At 65.2% G+C, this 16405-nt stretch carries 16 protein-coding genes; 13 read left to right on the top strand and 3 right to left on the bottom strand.

Annotated elements, in window-relative coordinates; genetic code table 11:
- Positions 1-98: 98 nt before the first annotated feature.
- Together AKN83_RS32080 and AKN83_RS32075 are read right to left on the bottom strand one after the other, a co-directional pair.
- The gene (locus AKN83_RS32080) at positions 99-1595 is read right to left on the bottom strand and encodes an NAD-dependent succinate-semialdehyde dehydrogenase (protein WP_050406215.1); all 1497 of its coding nucleotides are present in this window, start codon (positions 1593-1595) and stop codon (positions 99-101) included.
- A gap of 205 nt (positions 1596-1800) precedes the next feature.
- Positions 1801-2124, bottom strand: a complete 324-nt coding sequence (locus AKN83_RS32075; protein ID WP_050406214.1) for a hypothetical protein — start codon at positions 2122-2124, stop codon at positions 1801-1803.
- 349 nt (positions 2125-2473) lie between these two features.
- Here AKN83_RS32075 and AKN83_RS32070 point away from each other — a divergent pair, with 349 nt between their 5' ends.
- Together AKN83_RS32070 and AKN83_RS32065 are read left to right on the top strand one after the other, a co-directional pair.
- Entirely contained in the window at positions 2474-3667 is a 1194-nt protein-coding gene (locus tag AKN83_RS32070; protein ID WP_050406213.1) for a serine hydrolase domain-containing protein, read from the top strand.
- 162 nt (positions 3668-3829) lie between these two features.
- Positions 3830-5524, top strand: a complete 1695-nt coding sequence (locus tag AKN83_RS32065) for an AMP-binding protein (protein WP_050406238.1) — start codon at positions 3830-3832, stop codon at positions 5522-5524.
- A 53-nt stretch (positions 5525-5577) separates the two neighbouring features.
- On the opposite strand, the gene AKN83_RS32060 is transcribed toward AKN83_RS32065, so the two are convergent.
- Entirely contained in the window at positions 5578-6579 is a 1002-nt protein-coding gene (locus tag AKN83_RS32060) for an adenosine kinase (protein WP_050406212.1), read from the bottom strand.
- Between the two features lie 93 nt (positions 6580-6672).
- On the opposite strand from AKN83_RS32060, the gene murJ reads away from it, so the two are divergent.
- From murJ to ybeY, 11 genes are all read left to right on the top strand, one after another.
- Positions 6673-8211, top strand: a complete 1539-nt coding sequence (gene murJ / locus AKN83_RS32055; protein WP_050406211.1) for a murein biosynthesis integral membrane protein MurJ — start codon at positions 6673-6675, stop codon at positions 8209-8211.
- A gap of 66 nt (positions 8212-8277) precedes the next feature.
- A complete protein-coding gene (trpS, locus tag AKN83_RS32050) occupies positions 8278-9330 on the top strand; it encodes a tryptophan--tRNA ligase (protein WP_050406210.1) in 1053 nt (350 codons plus the stop codon).
- An 87-nt stretch (positions 9331-9417) separates the two neighbouring features.
- On the top strand, positions 9418-9912 hold the full coding sequence (locus AKN83_RS32045; RefSeq protein WP_050406209.1) for a universal stress protein: 495 nt from the start codon (positions 9418-9420) through the stop codon (positions 9910-9912).
- Positions 9913-10056: 144 nt separating this feature from the next.
- On the top strand, positions 10057-10626 hold the full coding sequence (locus tag AKN83_RS32040; protein ID WP_050406208.1) for a NifU family protein: 570 nt from the start codon (positions 10057-10059) through the stop codon (positions 10624-10626).
- Positions 10627-10714: 88 nt separating this feature from the next.
- Positions 10715-11410: a tRNA (adenosine(37)-N6)-threonylcarbamoyltransferase complex dimerization subunit type 1 TsaB gene (gene tsaB, locus AKN83_RS32035; RefSeq protein ID WP_050406207.1), complete on the top strand. Its 696-nt coding sequence runs from the start codon at positions 10715-10717 to the stop codon at positions 11408-11410.
- Positions 11407-11892: a ribosomal protein S18-alanine N-acetyltransferase gene (rimI, locus tag AKN83_RS32030; protein WP_050406206.1), complete on the top strand. Its 486-nt coding sequence runs from the start codon at positions 11407-11409 to the stop codon at positions 11890-11892. Before tsaB ends, rimI begins: the two co-directional genes overlap by 4 nt.
- Positions 11893-11958: 66 nt before the next feature.
- Complete coding sequence (locus AKN83_RS32025) at positions 11959-12411, top strand: Fur family transcriptional regulator (RefSeq protein WP_050406205.1); 453 nt, start codon at positions 11959-11961, stop codon at positions 12409-12411.
- 61 nt (positions 12412-12472) lie between these two features.
- Positions 12473-13174: an HAD family hydrolase gene (locus tag AKN83_RS32020; RefSeq protein ID WP_050406204.1), complete on the top strand. Its 702-nt coding sequence runs from the start codon at positions 12473-12475 to the stop codon at positions 13172-13174.
- A 215-nt stretch (positions 13175-13389) separates the two neighbouring features.
- On the top strand, positions 13390-14778 hold the full coding sequence (miaB, locus tag AKN83_RS32015; protein ID WP_050406203.1) for a tRNA (N6-isopentenyl adenosine(37)-C2)-methylthiotransferase MiaB: 1389 nt from the start codon (positions 13390-13392) through the stop codon (positions 14776-14778).
- Between the two features lie 65 nt (positions 14779-14843).
- The gene (locus tag AKN83_RS32010) at positions 14844-15839 is read left to right on the top strand and encodes a PhoH family protein (RefSeq protein ID WP_050406202.1); all 996 of its coding nucleotides are present in this window, start codon (positions 14844-14846) and stop codon (positions 15837-15839) included.
- Between the two features lie 68 nt (positions 15840-15907).
- Positions 15908-16405, top strand: coding sequence for an rRNA maturation RNase YbeY (ybeY, locus tag AKN83_RS32005; RefSeq protein ID WP_050406201.1), 498 nt, complete (start codon positions 15908-15910; stop codon positions 16403-16405).

Genomic DNA, 16405 nt, shown 5'->3' with positions numbered 1-16405 from the left:
CAGCCGAAAACCTGACTGGCGCGACCGCCGTCCGCGATCACCTGATGCCGGAGGCATCGTCCGCAGACGGCGAATTCAGCGGCGATGACGACAGCTGATCAGACGCCGGCCATCATCACGTATTTGATCTCGACATATTCATCCATGCCGTGGCGCGAGCCTTCGCGGCCGAGACCCGATTCCTTGACGCCGCCGAAGGGGGCGACCTCGGTCGTGATCAGGCCGGAGTTGACGCCGACCATGCCCGACTCCAGCGCTTCGGCGACGCGCCAGACGCGGCCGATGTCACGCGAATAGAAGTAGGAGGCGAGGCCGAACGGCGAGGCGTTGCACATCGCGATCACATCGGCCTCGTCCTTGAAGCGGATCACCGGCGCGAGCGGGCCGAAGGTCTCCTCCTGCGCCACCAGCGCGTCGGGCCGCACGTCCGACAGCACGGTCGGCTCGAAGAAGCTGCGGCCCAGCGCCGAGCGCTTGCCGCCGGTCACGACCTTGGCGCCGCCCTTCACGGCGTCGGCAATGTGCCGCTCGACCTTTTCGACCGCCTTCATGTTGATCAGCGGTCCCTGGGTCACGCCGGACTCGGTGCCGTCGCCGATCTTCATCTCGGCGACCTTCTTCGACAGCTTCTCGACGAACTGGTCGTAGATCTTGTCCTGCGCGTAGAGACGGTTGGCGCAGACGCAGGTCTGGCCCATGTTGCGGTACTTGGAGACGATCGCGCCTTCGACCGCGGCATCGATGTCGGCATCGTCGAATACCACGAAGGGCGCGTTGCCGCCGAGCTCGAGGCCGAGCTTCTTCACGCCGACCGATGCTTGCCGGTACAGGATCTTGCCGACATTGGTCGAGCCGGTGAAGCCGACGAAGCGCACCGCCGGATGTTCGCACAGCACCTTGCCGATCGGCGGCGCATCGCCGGTAATGATGTTGAGCACGCCCTTCGGCACGCCGGCCTTCTCAGCCAGCACGGCGAGCGCGAGCGCCGACAGCGGCGTCTCGTTGGCGGGCTTCAACACGACGGTGCAGCCGGCGGCCAGCGCCGGCGACACTTTTCGCGTGATCATCGAGTTCGGGAAATTCCACGGCGTGATGGCGCCGCAGACGCCGATCGGCTGCCGGATCGCGAGCAGGCGGGCGTCCGGACGCTGGGTCGGAATCGTCTCGCCATAGACGCGGCGCGCTTCCTCCGCGAAGAACTCGACATAGGCCGCGCCGATATCGACTTCGCCGAGCGCTTCAGCGAGCGGCTTGCCCTGCTCGGAGGTCAGGATCAGCGCGAGGTCCTCGCGGTTGGCGATGATCAGGTCGAACCATTTGCGCAGGATATTGGAGCGCTGCTTTGCGGTCAGCTTGGCCCAGGCCGGAAATGCGCGCTGGGCGGCCTCGACGGCCCTGGTCGTGTCGTCGGCGCCGAGCTGCGGGATCTTGATCAGTTCCACGCCGGTCGCCGGATTGTTGATGGCGAATTCGGGGCTGCCGACCCAGGCGCCGTCGATATAGCAGCGGTCGCGCAGCAGCGACGGATCCTTCAGGCGGCTTTGCAGGGTGGATGCTGCGGATGGCGTGGCGCGTGCGGCAACGGGCGGGGTCATGGCGTTACTCCTGGAATTTCTTTGGGAGGTCTTCGCCTATATAAGCGGAAAGCCGACGCGATGCATTGTCCGTGACGCTCATCTGCTGGCGCGCAAATGCGACCCTGTCCACGTCATTCCGGGGCGATGCGAAGCATCGAACCCCAGGTGCGCAATTGCGCACCGGGGAATCTCGAGATTCCCCGGAGTGACATTCTTCCTTCCGTCAGATCGCGCCGCCCGACATGTAGGTTTCACGGCGGCCGATCATGCGCTCGGCCGCCGCCTTGGCATCCGCCTTGGTCGAGGTTGCGCAAGTCCGGTATTCGAGGTCGGCCTGCGCCCGCGCATCGCGGCGGCCGAACCAGGACTTGGTGCCGGTCTGCAGCAGCGCCAGTGCCTGGGCGACATTGTCGACGGCCTCGAACGAGTGCAGGGCGCCGGTACCTGCGTAGCGCACTTCGTAAAGACCCGGGCTGACCGGCGCCTCGATATTCTCGCCGCGGCCCGGCCGCGGATAGCGCTTCCATTCACTCCAAGTCGAAATCATTGCTGCGTCCCCGCGAGGCGCGAAATGACGAATCTTTTCGTCAAATCCAGCCCAATCCGCCGCACCGTTTGTGCAGCGATCTGAATGCGTTAATGCAAAAAAACAGGTACGAAAATCAACTCGTGGATCACGTTACCGTGGCCGCCTTGTGGGGTCACCGGGACCGCTGCGGAGTCCACCGCAAAATCTGCGCGCGTGGTGAACAGCTGTTTGAGCGTGGCCGCCCTGCCGGGCCGGCTGTCACGACATCGCGACAGCATCGTATCGCGGCCGCCTTGCGGGACCCCGAAAGCGGGAGGATGATCCGCCCCGTTTCAAAACAATAAACCCCCACCGGAGGACGCCCCCAATGCAGAGCAAGGCTCAGATCGATCAGGTATTGCGGCAGAAGAGCGAGGCAAAGGAGATTCCCGGCGTGGTCGCCGTCGCGGCCACCGGCAAGGACGTGATCTACGAGGGCGCGTTCGGCAAGCGCGACCTCTCCAAGAACGATCCCATGACGGCGGACAGCGTGTTCTGGATCGCCTCGATGACCAAGGCGGTGACGTCAGCGGGCGCGATGCAGCTCGTCGAGCAGGGCAAGCTCTCGCTCGATGAGCCGATCGGCAAGCTGCTGCCCGATCTCGCCGCCGTGCAGGTGCTCGACGGCTTCGACGCCAAGGGCGAGCCGCAGCTGCGGCCGGCAAAAAAGCCGATCACGCTGCGCCAGCTGATGACCCACACCGCCGGCTTCGCCTACGACATGTGGGACGCCAATCTCGGCAAATACCTGGAGAAGACCGGCACGCCCGGCATCATCACCTGCCTGAACGCCGCGCTGAAGACCCCGATCATGACCGACCCCGGCACGCGCTGGGAATACGGCACCAATATCGACTTCGTCGGCAAGGCTGTGGAAGCCGCGTCCGGCAAGAAGCTCGATGCCTATCTGCGCGACAACATGTTCGCGCCGCTCGGCATGAGCGACACCGCATTCAAGATCTCGGACGACATGCGCAAGCGGCTGGTCGGCATGCATGCGCGCGGCGAGGACGGCATGCTCGCCGCGATCCCGTTCGAGCTCGAGCAGAACCCTGAATTCCACATGGGTGGCGGCGGCCTCTATTCGACCGCGGCGGACTACATCAAGTTCTGCCAGATGATCCTCAACAAGGGCAAAGGCAACGGCAATCAGGTGCTGAAGGCCGAGACCGTCGCAACGATGGGACAGAACCACATCGGCGAGCTCACCGTCGACAAGATGACGACGGCGGCACCGATGTACACCAACGACGTCGATCTCTGGCCCGACATCGTCAAGAAGTGGGGCCTGAGCTTCCTGATCAACACCGCCAAGACGCCGGAAGGCCGCAGCGCCGGCAGCCTCGCCTGGGCGGGCCTCGCCAACACCTATTACTGGATCGATCCGTCGCGCGACGTCTGCGGCGTGATCCTGACCCAGCTGCTGCCGTTCGCCGACAAGCATAGCCTCGAGGCCTTCGCAGGCTTCGAGAAGGGCATCTATGCCGGCCTCGACGCCGGCAGCGGACAAAGGGCGGCCTGAGGTTCCGGTCCGGCAACAAGAAATCCCTCCCCTCACGGGGAGGGATTTTTCATGCCCGCCATAGGTCGGGCCTGTCCTGCCGACGCCAAACGACTAAGATCGCGCAAAAAGCGTGACGACACGAACGCGACGACGAGGAGGACGAGCTTGTCACCCAATATTCTGGCACCCAAGGCAGACAGCTATGTTTGCGGCATTTCCGATACGCCGCTGCTCGGCGAAACCATCGGCCGCAGCCTCGACCGCGCACGCGCCCGCTGGGGCGAGCGCGAAGCGCTGGTCTCGTCCAGCCACAATGTGCGCTGGACCTGGAACGAATTCGCCGACCGCGTCGAAGCGCTGGCCGCCGGCTTCCTCGCGCTCGGCCTGCAACGCGGCGAGCGGATCGGCATCTGGTCGCTGAACCGGCCGGAATGGACGCTGACGCAATTCGCCGCCGCAAAAGCCGGCCTGATCCTCGTCACCATCAATCCCGCCTACCGGTTGAGCGAGCTCGAATTCGCGCTTCACAAGGTCGGCTGCGCCGCGATCGTGACCGCGACCGCGTTCAAGACCTCGGCCTATATGGAGATGCTGAACACGCTGCTGCCGGAGCTTGCGAGCGCCACACCCGACCAATTGCGCTCGGCGCGGCTGCCGCAGCTGCGCGCCGTGATCCAGATCGGCGGGCCGGCGGCACCGGGCACGATTCCATTCGAGCAAGTGTCGCAGATGGGCGGCAAGCGCCATCGCGAGCAGCTCGCGGCGCTCGGCGACAGCCTGCAGTTCGACGATCCCGTCAATATCCAGTTTACCAGCGGCACCACCGGCTCGCCGAAGGGCGTCACGCTGACCCATCACAACATCCTCAACAACGGGTACTTCACCGGCCGCGCGATGCGCCTGACCGAGCAGGACCGCATCTGCATCCCGGTGCCGCTCTATCATTGCTTCGGCATGGTGATGGGCAATCTCGCCTCGGTCACGCTCGGCACCACCATGGTCTATCCCGGCGAAGGTTTCGATCCGCTGGCGACGCTTGCGACGGTCGCGCAGGAGAAATGCACGACGCTGTACGGCGTGCCGACCATGTTCATTGCCGAGCTCGATCATCCCGAGTTCAAGCGCTTCGACCTGTCCTCGCTGCGCACCGGCATCATGGCCGGCGCGCCCTGCCCGATCGAGGTGATGAAGCGCGTCAACACCGAGATGAACATGCGCGAGGTGACGATCGCCTACGGCATGACCGAGACCAGCCCGGTGAGCTTTCAGAGCGCGACCGACGATCCGCTGGAGCGCCGCGTCTCCACCGTCGGCCGCATCCATCCGCATGTCGAGGTCAAGGTCGTCGATCTCGACGGCAAGGTGGTGCCGCGCGGCCAACGCGGCGAGCTCTGCACCCGCGGCTACAGCGTGATGTCAGGCTATTGGGACGAGAAGGAAAAGACGAGCGAGGTGCTCGACGCCAATGGCTGGATGCACACCGGCGACCTCGCCGTGATCGACGACGAGGGCTATTGCAACATCGTCGGCCGCATCAAGGATTTGGTGATCCGCGGCGGCGAAAATCTCTATCCGCGCGAGATCGAGGAATTCCTCTACCGCCATCCGAAGATCCAGGACGTGCAGATCTTCGGCGTCGCCGACCAGCGCTACGGTGAGGAGCTGTGCGCGTGGGTTCGCGTACGGGCCGGCGAGACGCTGACCGCCGACGAGGTCCGCGCCTTCTGCCAGGGCCAGATCGCCCACAACAAGATCCCGCGCTATGTCGAATTCGTCGATGAATTCCCGATGACGGTGACCGGCAAGATCCAGAAATTCGTGATGCGCGATGCAGTCGAGCAACGGCTCGGGCTGAAGGCGGCGAAGACGGCGTGATGTTGCTCTTCTGCCTCTCCCGCTTGCGGGAGAGGCAAGAAAGAGCTTCGCCCTTACACCAACAACCCCTTCTGCTTCGCCAGATCCTTTAGCGAAACCAGCGGCCGGGCGCCGATGTGCTGGATCACTTCGGCGGCGGCGAGCGCGCCGAGGCGGCCGGCATTCTCATGACCGATGTTGCGGACGAGACCGACCAGGAAGCCGGCGGCGAACAGGTCGCCGGCGCCGGTGGTGTCGACCAGCCTGTCGATCGGAGAGGCGGGCGCCGATACGACGCTATCACCTGAGATCACGACGCAGCCCTTCTCGCTGCGCGTGACGACGCCGAGTTTGGTGTCCTTGCCGAACTGCTTCAGCGCGGTGTCGAAATCCGAGGTCTGGTACAGCGAGTGCAATTCGGACTCGTTGGCGAACACGAGATCCACCGTGCCCTTGCGCATCAGCGCGAGGAATTCGTCGCGGTAGCGATCGACGCAGAATGAATCCGACAGCGTCAGCGCGACCTGGCGGCCCGCGCCATGCGCGATATCGGCCGCCTTCACGAAGGCGTCCTTGGCGTTCTTCGGATCCCAGAGATAGCCCTCGAGATAGATGATGCTGGCGGCTGCGATCTGGGCCGGATCGATATCGTCGGGCGTCAGGTCCTGCGCCGCGCCGAGATAGGTGTTCATGGTGCGCTCGCCGTCCGGCGTCACCAGGATGTAGGAGCAGCCGGTGGCCGGGCCGGCCTTGGCCGGCGCGGTATCGAAGGTCACGCCGGCGGCGCGGATGTCGTGGACGTAAAGCTTGCCGATCTGGTCGTCCTTGACCTTGCCGACATAGGCGGCGCGGGCGCCGAGATTGCCGACGCCGACGATGGTGTTCGCGGCCGAACCGCCCGACATCTCGGTCGCCACGCCCATGTCGCTGTAGATCGCGGTGGCGCGCGCCTCGTCGATCAGCTGCATCGAGCCCTTGGTCATGCCGTGACGGGCAAGGAACCCCTCGTCGGTCTGCACCAGCACATCGAAGATCGCGTTGCCAATCCCGAGAACGTCGTATTTTGCGTCAGCCATAGACCTGCCCTGTGTTAACGCCACCCAACAAGAGCCGCGACCTATCACGTTACGGCTAGCGCCAGCAAGGGAAGCGGCTGCTATACAGAGCCAATGTTCCGCTCCTTCCTCACGGTCTCCACGGGAACGTTGACCTCGCGACTGCTCGGCTTCGTACGCGATTCCGTGATCGCGGCGCTGCTTGGCGCGGGGCCGGTGGCGGACGCTTTCCTGGCGGCATTCCAGCTTGTGAATGTCGTGCGACGGCTGCTGGCCGAGGGTGGATTGAATGCCGCCCTGGTGCCGGCCTGGCTGAAGGCGCGCGATGCCGACGGCATGGCCGCGGCAACCGCGTTTGCTGGCCGCGTGCTCGGCACCGTCAGCGCAGCGGTCATCGCCGCCGCGCTCGTGATCGGCGCGTTGATGCCGCTGGTGATCGCGGCGATCGCGCCCGGCTTTGTCGGCCGCGAGACGCTGCAATTCGCGGTCGACAACGCCAGGCTGATGCTGCCCTATCTCGCCTTCGCCGGCCCGGTCACCGTGATGATGGCGCTGCTCAATGCGCAGGGACGCTTTGCCCTGACGGCGTTTTCGCCGCTGTTGTTCAACATCGCGCTGATATCGGTGATGGTTGTGTTGTTGGTACGGCAACAGGACCCGATGCAGGCCGCACTGATCATGGCCGCGACGATCGGCGTCGCCGGCTTCCTGCAGCTCTCGATGCTGGCGCTGCGCGGCGCAAGGCTCGCCGCACCGCTGCGGATATCGTTCGATCCCGAGATGCGCAGCTTTCTCGGCCGTGCGATCCCCGGCATGATTGCGAGCAGCGCGCCGCAATGGCTTGTCGTGGCGGGCGCCGTGATCGCATCGACCTCGCCATCGGCGGTGTCCTGGCTCTATTTCGCCAACCGCCTGCTTGAGCTGCCGCTCGGCATCGTCGGCGTCGCCATGGGCACCGTGTTGATCCCGGAGATGACGCGCGCGGTGCGCAGCGGCGAGCCCAGCGCGATCGCGCATGCGGAATCGCGTGCCCTGGAGCTTGCGGTCGGGCTGGCGCTGCCAGCGACGCTCGGCCTGATGGTGCTGTGCGAGCCGATCGTGCGGATGCTGTTCGAGCACGGCGCGTTCACCGCCGAGGATACCGCGGCGACCGCGCAGGCCCTGATCTGGCTGACGCTGGCCTTGCCGGCACATGTACTGGTGAAGTCGCTGTCGCCGGCATTCTTTGCGCGCGAGGACACGCTGACGCCGCTGTTTGCGACGCTGAAGGCTATCGTGGTGGCGATTGCGGCGGCCTTCCTGCTCGGCCGTATCTTCGGCGCCAACGGAATTGCCGCGGGCATTGCGCTCGGCGCCTGGAGCAATGCGCTGGCGCTGATCCGCAGGGGCGCCACAACCTTCGGCTTCTCGATCGACGCCGCGGCGCGCCGCCGGCTGCCGCGCATCCTGGCCGCAGCGCTCGCGATGGGCGTCCTGCTCTGGCTCGCGGCAGGCGCGCTGCCGGCAGCCGGCCGCCACGGTTTCGTGCAGGCGGCCTCTCTCCTCGTGCTGATCGCGGCCGGGATCGCCGGTTACGGGCTGTTCTTGCAGCTTTTCGGCGTCACCGGCTGGCGCGACGCGGTTAACGCCGTCAGGCAAAGACGCCCCGCCTGACTTGCGCGCGCAGGGCTTAAGTGGCAAACGACGCCGCAAAGCCGATCATTTCCGGGAATCGAGACCATGGCGTTCGTTGAACGGGTTTTCTCAGGCGTCCAGCCGACGGGCAATCTGCACCTCGGCAACTATCTCGGCGCCATCGTCAACTTCGTGAAGATGCAGCAGACCCATAACTGCATCTATTGCGTCGTCGACATGCACGCGATCACGCAGGGCGTCGACGTCTGGGGCGGACCGGCCGAGCTCGCGCGCAACACCCGCGAGGTCACCGCGGCCTTCATCGCCGCCGGCATCGACCCGAACAAGCACATCGTGTTCAACCAGAGCCAGGTTGCCGGCCATGCCGAGCTGACCTGGATCTTCAACTGCGTCGCCCGTGTCGGCTGGCTCAGCCGCATGACCCAGTTCAAGGAGAAGGCGGGCAAGGACCGCGAGAACGCTTCCGTCGGTCTCTACGACTATCCGGTGCTGATGGCGGCCGACATCCTGTTGTACCGCGCCACCCATGTGCCGGTCGGCGAGGACCAGAAGCAGCATCTCGAACTGTCCCGCGACATCGCGCAGAAGTTCAACAACGACTTCGGCGATTCGATCCGCGGCCACGGCTTCGATGACGGCCTCTATTTTCCGATGCCGGAGCCGTTCATCACGGGGCCGGCGACGCGGGTGATGAGCCTGCGCGACGGCACCAAGAAGATGTCGAAGTCGGATGCGTCGGACAATTCGCGCATTAACCTCACCGACGACGCCGACACCATCGCGCAGAAGATCCGCAAGGCGAAGACCGATCCGGAGCCGTTGCCCTCCGACGAAAAGGGCCTCGAGACGCGCCCCGAAGCCGACAATCTGGTCGGCATCTACGCGGCGCTCGCCGAGATCACCAAACAGGAGGTGCTCAATCAGTTCGGTGGCGGACAGTTCTCCAGCTTCAAGAACGCGCTGGTCGAGCTGTGCGTCGCAAAACTGGCGCCGATCGCAGGTGAGATGAAGCGGCTGGTCGCCGATCCCGGCCATGTCGATTCGATCCTGGCCGACGGGGCCAACCGGGCACGGATCATCGCCGACGAGACCATGCGCACCACGAAAGACATCGTCGGCTTCATCCGCCAGCGCTGACATCACCGGCAGACCTGCGCGCTCCCTCTCCCCAACGGGGAGGGAGTGTGGCAGCATGGGTCGGTTTGGTTCAGCACCGGGACATGCATGACCACCCAGCGACGCAGCTACGAGACAGGTCACAAGCCGAAATGCCTCGTCATCGTTGACGACACCGCGGAATGGGACCGCGCGGTCTATTACGCCAGCCGCTGGGCGATCCGGGTCGGCGGCGGCGTCGTGATGCTGCGGGTGATCGAGACCGAGGACCAGAACCAGCAATGGCTCGGGGTCGCGGACATCATGCGCGCGGAGGCCGAGGAGGCCGCCAATGAGGCGCTCGACCGCGCCGCCGGCCGCGCCAACGGCATCGCCGCGATCACTCCCGAGCGGGTGATTCGCGAGGGCGACCCGACCGAGCAGATTCTCGACGTGATCGACAAGGACGTCGATATCGCGATGCTGGTGCTGGCCGCCAATCCGGGCGCCGAGGGCCCCGGGCCGATCATCACCACCATGGCCAAGACCATGGGGGCGTTCCCGATTCCGGTGACCATCGTGCCCGGCGGCCTGACCGACGCCGAGATCGACGCCCTGTCCTAGCGTGAGCGGGCCTTTGAGGCCGCTCCAGAGCATGGATTGGGGCCCGGAACCGCGGTTTTGCAGCTTGATCGCCGGCTTTTTAATTGCCATCTGGTAGGGGAACCCAACGCGCCGGCCTTGAACCGGCGACGCCGGAGACAGCAAATGTTCATTCAGACCGAAGCTACCCCCAATCCCGCCACCCTGAAGTTCATCCCGGGCCGCACGGTGCTCGACAGCGGCACCCTGGAATTCTCGTCAGTCGAGAGCGCCGCGCGTTCCCCGCTCGCCGAGCGGCTGTTCGCCGTGCCGGGTGTCACCGGCGTGTTCTACGGCGCCGATTTTGTCACCGTGACGAAGGCGGATGGCGACTGGCAGCACCTCAAGCCCGCGATCCTCGGCGCCATCATGGAGCATTACATGTCCGGCGCGCCGCTGCTCGCCGACGGCTCCGCTGCCAGCGACGAGGCCCGCGACGAGGAAGACGAGTTCTTCGACGAGGCCGACGCCGAGACGGTCGAGCAGATCAAGGACCTGATCGAGACCCGCGTGCGTCCGGCGGTTGCCAATGACGGCGGCGACATCACCTTCCGCGGCTTCAAGGACGGCATCGTCTATCTCAACATGAAGGGCTCCTGCGCCGGCTGCCCGTCATCGACCGCGACCCTGCAACACGGCATCCAGAACCTGCTGCGGCACTTCGTGCCCGACGTGCAGGAAGTCCGGCCGATGTGATGGAGCGGCGAATGGCGCGTGGCGGATCGCGGATCGCGTTCTCCTCGAATTTCCTGTTCGTCATTTCGTATTCGCCATTCGCCCTCCCATGATCATTCTCGCGATCGATACCGCGCTCGACGCGTGCTCCGCGGCGCTGCTCGACACCACCTCCGGCAATACCATTGCGATCGAATCGCAGGCGATGCAGCGCGGCCACGCCGAGGCGCTGATGCCGCTGATCGCGCGGGTGATGAAAGAAAGCGGCATCGGCTTTGCCGGGCTGGACCGCATCGCCGTCACCACCGGTCCCGGCAGTTTCACCGGCCTGCGCGTCGGACTGTCGGCGGCGCGCGGCATTGCGCTCGCAGCTTCCAAGCCGATCGTCGGGCTGTCGACGCTCGCCGCCTACGCCGCGCCGGTCGTTGCCGAGAATGGCACATCCCCGATCTTGTCGGCGATCGACGCGCGGCACGATCACGTCTATTTCCAGCTGGTTGCAGGCGACGGCGGCCCGATCCTCAAACCGAAGGTCGCGCCGATCGCGGAGGTGTTCGAGGCTTCCCAATACGGCGCGCTGCATCTGGTCGGCAACGCCGCCAACATCCTCGCCGAGCGCTGGCCTGCCGACGGCCCGCCGCCGGTCAAGGTCGACAGGCAGCCCGCACCCGACATCATCTGGGTCGGCTGGGTCGGCGCCGCCGTGGATCCCGACACCGCACCGCCGCGGCCATTCTATCTGCGCGCGCCCGACGCGAAGCCGCCGAGGGATCGCTTGGTCATCAGCGCGCCGCCATCGACATGACCGGCTGGCTGTCGCGATGGTGGGGCGGCGGCACGCCCGCGGTCGAGCCCGCCTCCTTGCGCGATGCGGCGCGGCTCGCCCAATTGCACGGCGCGTCGTTTCATCGCGGCTGGGGCGAAGGCGAATTCGAGGCGATGCTGACCGAGCGCAACACGCTGGTGCACCGCCTGCGCCAGGGACGCACGGTGATCGGCTTTGCCGTCTCGCGCATGGCGGCGGACGAAGCGGAAATCCTGTCGATTGCGATCGATTCCAATCAGCGCGGGCGCGGCCTGTCGCGCGACCTGCTGTTGACCCATCTCGGCCATCTCGCCGGCCGCGGCATCCGCACCATCTTCCTCGAGGTGGAAGAGAACAATCAGCCGGCGCGACGACTCTATGAACGGGCCGGATTCGGCGTGATCGGCCGCCGCGAACGCTATTACAAGCAGCCCGGTGGGGAACATTTGAACGCGCTTCTGATGCGGCGCGACTTGTCGTAACATCGGCGCGATGGCAGAACACCTCCCGCTCTGCCACTCAGGTTTGAAGAATACGGCCCGAAACCCATGACCACGGTGAAAATCCCGCCTGCGCACAAAAATACCGGCATCGAGGCGCGCTGCGCCGCGACCGGCATGCGCATGACCGAACAGCGCCGCGTGATCGCGCGGGTGCTGGCGGAGGCGATGGATCATCCCGATGTCGAGGAACTCTACCGCCGCTGCGTGGCGGTCGACGACAAGATCTCGATCTCGACGGTCTATCGCACCGTCAAGCTGTTCGAGGATGCAGGGATCATCGAGCGCCACGATTTCCGCGAGGGCCGCGCACGCTACGAGCAGATGCCCGAGAGCCATCACGACCATCTGATCAATCTGCGCGACGGCAAGGTGATCGAGTTCACCTCCGAGGAGATCGAGAAGCTGCAGGCCGAGATCGCGCGCAAGCTCGGCTACAAGCTGGTCGATCACCGTCTCGAGCTCTATTGCGTGCCGCTCGACGACGACGGCAAGTCGTAAGCCGTAGCGTTTTGAAGCGAAGTGGGCACCGGTTCGCGTGAAGAAAACGCACCAACGGAACATGAGCTTCGAACTCGTCATCTTCGATTGCGACGGCGTGCTGGTCGACAGCGAGGTGATCTCCTGTCGCGCGCATGCGGACACGCTGACAAGGCACGGCTTTCCGATCACGCCCGATGGCGTGCTGAAGCGCTTCCTCGGCGTGTCCGACCGCGAGGCGCGGCGGATCGTCGAGAGCGAGATCGGACGCGCGCTGCCCGAGACCTTCGAGGCCGAGGTCAAGCACGCGACGCTCAGTCTCTATGCCGACGATCTCAACGCGATCGCGCATGTCAGCGAGGCGATATCAGCCCTGACCTTGCCGAAATGCGTGGCCTCCAGCGGCACGCCGGAAAAGATCCATCACGGCCTGACCTGCGCCGGGCTCTACGATCAGCTGGCGCCGCATATTTTCTCCGCCACCCAGGTCAAACGCGGCAAGCCGGCGCCCGATCTGTTCCTGTTCGCCGCAGACCGGATGGGCGCCAGCCCGGCGCGCTGTGTCGTGATCGAGGACAGCGTGGCCGGCGTCACCGGCGCCCGCGCTGCCGGGATGACCGTGCTCGGATTTCACGGCGGCAGCCACTGCACGGCGGAACATGAGGACATGCTGCGCCGGGCAGGTGCGGCCGTAACCTTCGCCGATATGCGCCAATTGCCCGATTTGATCGCCCAGACAGGGGCCAAACCCCAGTTGCGTGAGCATTCTTCTCCTTCCCCCTGAAAGGGGGAAGGTCGGGATGGGGGTCCAGCCGCGGGCGGCGCTGCGTGCAGAGAGAGCAAATCCCCACCCGCTTTGCTCTGGCGAGCAAAGCGACCTCCCCCTTTCAAGGGGAGGTTACTAAACCGTCCCCGGACCGCTGGATTTTCGCCCGTTTAAGCTATATTTCAGCAACGGCGCCCTGATGGCGCCGTTTCCATTTTCGTACTCAGGGTTCCATGACGCCGCCGCGCAAGCTGCACATCAAGTCCTATGGCTGCCAGATGAACGTCTACGATGCGCAGCGCATGGTGGACACGCTGGCCGGCGAGGGCTTTGTCGAGACCGCGAGCGCCGAAGACGCCGACCTCGTGATCCTCAACACCTGCCACATCCGCGAGAAGGCGTCGGAAAAGGTCTATTCCGAACTCGGGCGGCTGCGCGTCGCCAAGGACGAGGCTGCACGCCAGGGCCGCGAGATGAAGATCGCGGTCGCGGGCTGCGTCGCGCAGGCCGAAGGCGCCGAGATCATCCATCGCGCGCCGACCGTCGACATCGTGGTCGGGCCGCAGAGCTATCATCATCTGCCTGCGCTGCTGAAGCGCGCGAAGGAAAGCGGCCGCGCGCTCGAAACCGAATTCCCGGTCGAGGACAAGTTCGGCTTCCTGCCGCAGCCGAAGCCGGACGCGATCCGCGCCCGCGGCATCTCGGCTTTCGTCACGGTGCAGGAAGGTTGCGACAAGTTCTGCACCTTCTGCGTGGTGCCCTATACGCGCGGCGCGGAAGTCTCGCGACCGGTCGCCAGGATCATCGACGACGTCAAGCAGCTCGCCGACAACGGCGTGCGCGAATTCACGCTGATCGGACAGAACGTCAACGCCTATCACGGCGAAGGCCCCGACGGCCGGGTCTGGCCGCTCGGCAAATTGCTGCAGCACCTCGCCACCATTCCCGGCGTCATGCGGTTGCGCTATTCCACCAGCCATCCGCGCGACGTCGACGACAGCCTGATCGCAGCGCATCGCGATCTGCCTGAGCTGATGCCGTTCGTGCACCTGCCGGTGCAATCCGGGGCGGACCGGATCCTGGCCGCCATGAACCGCAAACATACCGCCGATGACTACCGGCGGGTCATCGACCGGTTCCGGGCGGCACGGCAAGACATTGCTTTTTCATCAGATTTCATCGTGGGCTTCCCCGGAGAGACCAGGGAAGAATTTTCCGCCACCCTCGCGCTTGTCATGCAAATCGGGTACGCTGCGGCGTATTCATTCAAGTATTCGCCGCGGCCAGGTACGCCGGCGGCGGAGATGCGGGAGACGGTGTCAGCGGCGGAGATGGACGAGCGCTTGGGGCGGCTTCAGGAATTGATCGACAGCCAGCAATCGGCCTTCAACCGTGCTGCGATCGGCACAACGGTCGATGTGCTGTTCGAACGCGCCGCGCGCAATCCGGGCCAGATCGTCGGCCGCACCGCCTATCTGCAGCCCGCCCATGTGATGGCGTCACCCGACATCATCGGCCAGGTCCGCTCCGTGAGGATCGACAGCCTCGAGCGCTACAGCCTGATCGGCGAGCTCGCAACGCAATCCGCACCCGGCCTCATTTCGCAGACCATTGGAGCCTGAAATCCTTGCCCAAAAGCGCATCGGATTCGTCTTCGCTCGCTCCCAGCCGCAAACCTGACCGCGACATGCAAATGCCACCTGAGACTCAGGTCGTCATCGATTTCGACGACAACCGCGCCGCATCCGCGCTGGTCGGCCCCTATGGACAAAATCTGGCGCTGATCGAGCGGCGGCTCGGCGTGGTGGTCGATTCCCGCGGCAACCATGTCACCATCGCGGGCTCCCGCGACGGCTGCGACGCGGCGCGGCGCGTGCTGGAGACACTCTACGCCCAGGCGGTCGCCGGACACGATCTCGACCAGGGTGAAGTCGAAGGCGCGATCCGCGCCGTGATCGCGCAGGGCTCGCTGTTCGAATTCGACAACAAGACCGCCAAGCCGACGTTTGAGACGATCAATCTGCGCAAGCGTCCGGTGCGCGCCCGCACCGCGGCGCAGGATTCCTACATCCGCGCGCTGAAGCGGCATGAGCTGGTGTTCGGTATCGGCCCGGCCGGCACCGGCAAGACCTGGCTCGCGGTCGCCCATGCGGCGCAATTGTTCGAGCGCAAGGAAGTCGATCGCATCATCCTGACGCGGCCCGCGGTCGAAGCCGGCGAGCGGCTCGGCTTCCTGCCCGGCGACCTCAAGGAGAAGGTCGATCCGTATCTGCGCCCGATCTACGATGCGCTGTACGATCTGATGGATGCCCGCGTCGTCGAGCGCGCGCTGCAGGGCAACGAGATCGAGATCGCGCCGCTCGCCTTCATGCGCGGCCGCACCCTGACCAACGCCGCCATCATCCTCGACGAGGCACAGAACACCACGACGATGCAGATGAAGATGTTCCTGACGCGTCTTGGCGAAAACAGCCGGATGATCGTCACCGGCGACCCGTCGCAGATCGACCTGCCGATTGGGCAGACCTCGGGGCTCGCGGAAGCCGTGAAGCTGCTCGACGGCGTCGAAGGCATCGCGCAGGTGCATTTCAAGGCCGAGGACGTCATCCGCCACGAATTGGTGGCGCGCATTGTGGCCGCCTATGAGGGATTGCCGCAAAAGCCGGCAAACACCAGATCTTGAGACCAATAGCTTCGGCCGCGAGCCCGCGCGATGCGGGTTCCGGCCATAACGCAGATTTTGAAACGAACGTGTCTGCCTTCCCTGCAACCGAGGTTCTCGTCACCGCCGAATGCTGGCAGGCCGAGCCCGATGCCGACGCGGTGATTCACCGCGCCATCGAGTCTGCCGCCGCAATCGCCGATGCCGATGTCGCGGATGCCGAGCTGGCGGTGATGCTGACCGACGACGCCGGAATCCGCACCCTGAACGCCAACTGGCGCAGCATCGACAAGCCGACCAACGTGCTGTCGTTTCCGGCGCTGCAGCCGGAAGGCGCCGGCGGCCAAGGCGATGCCCCGCGCATGCTCGGCGACATCGCGATCGCCTATCAGACGACGCGGCGGGAAGCCGACGAGGAACAGAAACCGTTCGACCATCATTTGAGCCATCTCGCGGTGCATGGCTTCCTGCATCTGATCGGTTACGACCACGAGAACGACGACGATGCCGAGAACATGGAGGCGCTCGAGCGCGAGATCCTCGCCTCCCTCGGCATTCCCGACCCCTATGCGGATCGGATCGCCTGA

Origin of the sequence: Bradyrhizobium embrapense (genome assembly GCF_001189235.2) — a bacterium.
Taxonomy (GTDB): domain Bacteria; phylum Pseudomonadota; class Alphaproteobacteria; order Rhizobiales; family Xanthobacteraceae; genus Bradyrhizobium; species Bradyrhizobium embrapense.
The sequence above is the reverse complement of the archived record's forward strand: the minus strand, read 5'-3'. Positions and strand labels throughout refer to the sequence as shown.

What these genes read in the sequence shown, in the direction of transcription:
- AKN83_RS32025 (WP_050406205.1), top strand. Translation starts at nt 11,959, where the DNA reads ATGACCACGGTGAAAATCCCGCCTGCGCACAAAAATACCGGCATCGAG.
- tsaB (WP_050406207.1), top strand. Translation starts at nt 10,715, where the DNA reads ATGATCATTCTCGCGATCGATACCGCGCTCGACGCGTGCTCCGCGGCG.
- rimI (WP_050406206.1), top strand. Translation starts at nt 11,407, where the DNA reads ATGACCGGCTGGCTGTCGCGATGGTGGGGCGGCGGCACGCCCGCGGTC.
- AKN83_RS32060 (WP_050406212.1), bottom strand. Translation starts at nt 6,579, where the DNA reads ATGGCTGACGCAAAATACGACGTTCTCGGGATTGGCAACGCGATCTTC.
- AKN83_RS32075 (WP_050406214.1), bottom strand. Translation starts at nt 2,124, where the DNA reads ATGATTTCGACTTGGAGTGAATGGAAGCGCTATCCGCGGCCGGGCCGC.
- AKN83_RS32020 (WP_050406204.1), top strand. Translation starts at nt 12,473, where the DNA reads ATGAGCTTCGAACTCGTCATCTTCGATTGCGACGGCGTGCTGGTCGAC.
- trpS (WP_050406210.1), top strand. Translation starts at nt 8,278, where the DNA reads ATGGCGTTCGTTGAACGGGTTTTCTCAGGCGTCCAGCCGACGGGCAAT.
- murJ (WP_050406211.1), top strand. Translation starts at nt 6,673, where the DNA reads ATGTTCCGCTCCTTCCTCACGGTCTCCACGGGAACGTTGACCTCGCGA.
- AKN83_RS32080 (WP_050406215.1), bottom strand. Translation starts at nt 1,595, where the DNA reads ATGACCCCGCCCGTTGCCGCACGCGCCACGCCATCCGCAGCATCCACC.
- AKN83_RS32070 (WP_050406213.1), top strand. Translation starts at nt 2,474, where the DNA reads ATGCAGAGCAAGGCTCAGATCGATCAGGTATTGCGGCAGAAGAGCGAG.
- AKN83_RS32045 (WP_050406209.1), top strand. Translation starts at nt 9,418, where the DNA reads ATGACCACCCAGCGACGCAGCTACGAGACAGGTCACAAGCCGAAATGC.
- AKN83_RS32010 (WP_050406202.1), top strand. Translation starts at nt 14,844, where the DNA reads ATGCAAATGCCACCTGAGACTCAGGTCGTCATCGATTTCGACGACAAC.
- AKN83_RS32040 (WP_050406208.1), top strand. Translation starts at nt 10,057, where the DNA reads ATGTTCATTCAGACCGAAGCTACCCCCAATCCCGCCACCCTGAAGTTC.
- miaB (WP_050406203.1), top strand. Translation starts at nt 13,390, where the DNA reads ATGACGCCGCCGCGCAAGCTGCACATCAAGTCCTATGGCTGCCAGATG.